Annotated in this window: 1 protein-coding gene; it reads left to right on the top strand. The window is 63.8% G+C overall.

Going from position 1 to position 1,140, the window contains the following annotated elements; translation table 11 throughout:
• Positions 1-1,140, top strand: a 1,140-nt coding sequence (locus LXM55_RS32320; RefSeq protein ID WP_233324196.1) for a filamentous hemagglutinin N-terminal domain-containing protein, incomplete at both ends; no start/stop codon positions are given.

Below are 1,140 nucleotides of genomic sequence, written 5' to 3'. Positions count from 1 at the left end.
GCCAACATGATGTTCTGGCAGCCGGTGGTGGCGATGGCCGACGGCATCGTGGTCAACGGCAGCGGCACGAATCTCGGCCAGGCCGGCAATGGCGTGCCCATCGTCAACATCGCCACGCCCAATGGCAGTGGGCTGTCCCACAACAAGTTCAGCGATTACAACGTTGGCCAGCAGGGCGTGATTCTCAACAACGCCACCCACCGCACCCAGGAAACCCAGCTCGGCGGCATCATCCTCGGCAACCCCAACCTGGGGGGCCGCGCGGCCAATGTGATCCTCAACGAGGTCAACGGTGGCAGCCCCAGCCAGCTCAAGGGCTATACCGAGGTGGCCGGGCAATCGGCCCATGTCATCGTCGCCAACCCCTATGGCGTGAGCTGCAACGGCTGCGGCTTCATCAACACTCCCAAGGCCACCCTGACCACCGGCAAACCGGTGATCGAGAACGGCCAGGTGCAGCGTTACCAGGTGGACCAGGGCAGCGTCGCCATCGAAGGCGCGGGGCTCAACGCCAGCAATATCGACCAGTTCGAAATCATCACCCGCAGCGCCAAGATCAACGCCGAAATCCAGGCCAAGCACCTGGCGGTGATCGCCGGGGCCAACGATGTCGACGCCAAGACCTTGAACGCCACGGCACGCACCGCCAACCCGGCGGATGCGCCGCAACTGGCGATCGACTCATCAGCCCTGGGCGGCATGTACGCCGGGGCCATCAAGTTGGTGGGTACTGAAGCCGGGGTCGGGGTGAAGCTCGACGGCAAGCTGATCGCCAGTGGCGGTGATATACAGCTGGATGCCAATGGGCAGTTGCGCCTGGTTGAGGCGAGCGCGGAGAAGGGCGCCGTGGCGATCAAGGCGCAAACCCTGGATGCCCAGGGTGCGGTTTACGCCGGGACTGATCTGAAGATCGATACCCAAGACACGCTGACCAACCAGAAAACCCTCGCCGCCGGCGACAGCATCACCCTCAGCAGCGGCGGCCAACTGAGCAACCACGGCATCATCGAAGCCGGGGTCAATGCCGACAACAGCCGCAATCAGCGTGGCGACGTAACGCTGACCGCACAGAACCTCGACAACCGTGGCAAGAGCGTGGTGGCCAGTCGTGATTTGACGGTCACGGCCAAGCAGACCCTG

The organism is Pseudomonas sp. Au-Pse12, assembly GCF_021341665.1.
Taxonomy (GTDB): domain Bacteria; phylum Pseudomonadota; class Gammaproteobacteria; order Pseudomonadales; family Pseudomonadaceae; genus Aquipseudomonas.
The sequence above is the reverse complement of the archived record's forward strand: the minus strand, read 5'-3'. Positions and strand labels throughout refer to the sequence as shown.